The following is a 3,449-nucleotide window of genomic DNA, read 5'->3' as shown; positions in this document are numbered from 1 at the left end:
CAGAACGGCCAACCGGTCGGCGGCCCGCCCGTCGCCGGCATCGGCGGGGGTGCGGAGGAGGGGGACGGCCACGGTGTAGATGCGGCGGTCGGTGGCGGTGTGGGCGATGCGGGTGATGTCGTCGGGGTCGGTGAGGTGGTCGCGTAGGGCGGTCCACAGGCTTGCGGGTGGGCGGAGGTGGCGGCGGGTGCGGGTGGCGTGTTGGCGCAGGTAGTCGGCGGGGGTGTAGCCGGTGAGCGTTCCCATGCCGGCGCCCACGGGCGTAAGGGTGCTGGTGGCGCCGTGCAGACGGCGGGTGGTGTGGGCGAGGGCCTGTTCGAACCAGTCCGCGGGAGCGTCGGCCTGCTCGCGGGGAGTGCAGTAGTCGACGGCGGCGGCGCGCAGCAGCCCGGCGGGCAGGGGGGCGCGGGCACCGAGGCGGTAGGCGTCGAGGGCCGCGGTCAGGACCGCTTTCGCGTAGGGCGGGGCGGTCTTCCACTGGTCGAGTAGTTGGGGGGCGGCGGCGAGATGCCGGGGAAGGCTGAAGGCGCTGTCGAGGGTGAGACAGGCGGCGATGCGCCGATCGCCCTCGGCGGCGGTGTGGGCGCGGCGGGACTCCGCCGTCGAGAAGTCCGAGGGGNGGGGGACCTGTTCGGTCAGGCGCAGCACCTCCCGGGCTGCCCGCCACGGATCCGCCGCCCCCACGGGGGGCTGCTGCTGGTAGGTGTCGCGGAAACTCGGCCAGATGGTTCCCACCAGCACCACCGGCTCGGGGGCACGCAGCAGCGCCCGCACGGTTCCGGCGTTCAGCGCCGGATCGGTGTCCAGGTAGGTCTGCAACTCGTCCAGCCACACCACCAGCCGCCGTCCCGGCCCCGCGGCGGCAAGCGTGTTCAGCTCGGCGGCGCTGCCCGGATGCAGCAGCGGCCAGTCCCCGCACGCGGCGCGCACAGCCTCGTAGGCGGTGCGGGTCTTGCCCACCGACGACTCCCCGACCAGCAGCAGGAAACCACCCCGCTGTGCCATTGCCTCCAGTCGGGCACGTACCCCGTCTCCCGCCTGGTCGACGTCGCGGGCCACATAGTCCGGCAGGCCGCGCGGCGCCGCCCCGTCCACGCGGATCGGCTCGTGCACCCCCAGCAGGAACGGATCAGCGTCTCCCACCCGCGGCCCGTCGACCGGCTCGCTACGGGAGGCCGGCGGGGCCGGCGGTGGCGGTGGCGGTGGCGGTGGCGGGTTCTCCTGGTCCCGGCGGCGCTGGCGGTGATGCTCCGCGGCCAGCTCGCGGAACTCCTGCACCGCTGCGGCCGCGGCGCTCTCGCTGTGAGCGCAGGCCCGAATCCACGCCTCGGCTAATGTCTCGTCCGGCGGCCGGGTGATCTGCCCGTTGCGGATGTTGTACACGTGGGAGCGGCTGTACCCGATCTTCGTCGCCAACACGTCTGCGGAGATCCGGGCCTGGTCCTGCAGCCGTTTGAGCATCCTGCAGATCTCCGCGACCGGCCCGGGCGTCGCCTCGGTCATCACACCCCCGTGTGTCCACCCGCTGTCCACTGCACGACGGTGGACACCCCGCCCCCGCCAGCGGTATCGCCCCCTGATTCTCCGTGTCCGTCCACCGCCACGCACACCGCCCCCATACTCACCGAACGTGGTCCTCACGCCGGCCGGCGCCCCTCACCCCGCCGCACCCCTGGAGGACCCGATGACCCCCCACCCCGACCTGCGGCTGACCCGCAACCTGCTCACTGCCGTGCTCTCCGGCGCCACCCGCGCCCTCGTCGACTGGCTCCTCCACCACTAACCCCTCACACCCGGCCGGGGCAGGCAGAACCCGCCCCGGCCGGGACCACGAGCACAGCCCGACCTCTCCGCCCCCGTCCGCGCGGCGGGCCGCGGGCGGGGGTGGTCGGGTGACCGTCCGAACTTCTGTCTCTTTCAGAGCCGCCCTCATCCGCCTCGCCACCGTCCTGCTCAGCTGGCGGGAGCGGCGACGTCCGCGGTCCGCAGCTAGCTGTAGACGGTTTCGCGGCTGATCCCGAACGCGCGGGCCAGGTCGGATTTCCGCTCTCCGGCAGCGGCCCGCGCGACCAGGTCCCGGGCCTGCTCGCCGGTGAGGGCGGGTTTGCGGCCGGTGTAGACGCCGCGTTGCTTGGCGGCGGCGATGCCCTCGCGTTGGCGCTCGAGGATCAGGGCGCGTTCGAACTCGGCGAACGCGCCCATGACGGACAGCAGCAGCGTCGCCATCGGCGAGTCCTCGCCAAGGGTCTGTTGCATTGTGGGCGATTAGACATGGCTGTTCCTGCCGAGTCGGTGATCAGATCGCGAGGGTGAGCTCGGCGAAGCCGGTCGTCAGTCGGAGTCGTGGGTCGGTGTCAGTGCCGAGTTCGCAGTGTCCGCGGCGGATGTTCTGGATCAGCGCATGTCCGGAGCTGATCGTCTGGGCGGAGCGCAGGTGTTTCAGTCCGCGCATCGGGCGGAGCCGGGCTGTGAGTCGGCTGTGGTCGGATTCGATCCGGTTGTTCGCTCGGGCGACGTCGACGTGGCCGGCGGTGGGCAGTTGTTCATCGAGGGCACGGGGATAGGCGGGTGCCCGGTCGGTGGTCGCCTCGGCTGGTTTCCGGCTGTGGGACAGGGCTCGGGTGAAGAACCGTCGGGTCGGGGCCAGGTCACGCCGTTCGGCGGCGAGGACGTCGATGACCTGCCCGATCTGGTCGATCGCCCGGTACAGGGAGGTCCACCGGCCGGCGACCTTGACGTGGGTCTCGTCGACGAACCACCTGTCTCCAGGGCTGTGTCGGCACGGCCGGGCAGCCTCGACGAGCAGCGGAGTGAACCGCTGGACCCAGCGGTAGATCGTGACGTGATCGACGGTGATGCCGCGTTCCGCGAGCAGCTCCTCGACGTCGCGGTAGGACAGGCTGTACCGCAGGTACCAGCGGACAGCCAAGACGATCACCTCGGGTGGGAACCGGAACCCGACGAACTCCGAGACCGGAACCGATGGCTGGACGGCACGCCGACACATGAATCGATCACCCTGGGTAGGAGTCGCCGAGACCACGGACTTCACCAATGCAACAGACCCCGCGGGCGGGGACGACCACCTGATCCCGCTGACCGTTGACGGCATCGTGGGACGATCCCCGCGCGGGCGGGGACGACACCCAGACGCGGCCAGTCGCTGCAACGCTCCGGGGACGATCCCCGCGCGGGCGGGGACGACGCGCGCTCCGTGCCGACGTCACAGCGGGTGAGTGGACGATCCCCGCGTGGGCGGGGACGACCTCCAGGGCCGACGCGACGTGGACGATGGCGTGGGACGATCCCCGCGCGGGCGGGGACGACGCCAGCGTGAACGGGATGCTGGCGGCGCCGGTGGGACGATCCCCGCGCGGGCGGGGACGACTTCGGCCCGCCCCAGTAGTGCATCCCGTTGTGGGGACGATCCTCGCGCGGGCGGGGACGAC

General features: G+C 72.2%; 2 protein-coding genes and 1 CRISPR repeat array. Both genes read right to left on the bottom strand.

Annotation, left to right across the window (positions count from 1 at the left end):
* Positions 1-1,989 precede the first annotated feature (1,989 nt).
* The gene (locus FF36_RS29835; RefSeq protein WP_044888551.1) at positions 1,990-2,256 is read right to left on the bottom strand and encodes a recombinase family protein; all 267 of its coding nucleotides are present in this window, start codon (positions 2,254-2,256) and stop codon (positions 1,990-1,992) included.
* A gap of 40 nt (positions 2,257-2,296) precedes the next feature.
* A complete protein-coding gene (locus FF36_RS29830; protein ID WP_044888550.1) occupies positions 2,297-3,007 on the bottom strand; it encodes an IS6 family transposase in 711 nt (236 codons plus the stop codon).
* 108 nt (positions 3,008-3,115) lie between these two features.
* A CRISPR array of direct repeats spans positions 3,116-3,449; the repeat unit is 29 nt; unit sequence GGGACGATCCCCGCGCGGGCGGGGACGAC.

The sequence above is a fragment of the Frankia torreyi genome (assembly GCF_000948395.1).
In the GTDB taxonomy this organism is placed as follows: Bacteria; Actinomycetota; Actinomycetes; order Frankiales; family Frankiaceae; genus Frankia; species Frankia torreyi.
The sequence above is the reverse complement of the archived record's forward strand: the minus strand, read 5'-3'. Positions and strand labels throughout refer to the sequence as shown.

Coding starts and splice junctions, on each gene's coding strand:
- FF36_RS29835 (WP_044888551.1), bottom strand. CDS start 2,256: ATGCAACAGACCCTTGGCGAGGACTCGCCGATGGCGACGCTGCTGCTG.
- FF36_RS29830 (WP_044888550.1), bottom strand. CDS start 3,007: ATGTGTCGGCGTGCCGTCCAGCCATCGGTTCCGGTCTCGGAGTTCGTC.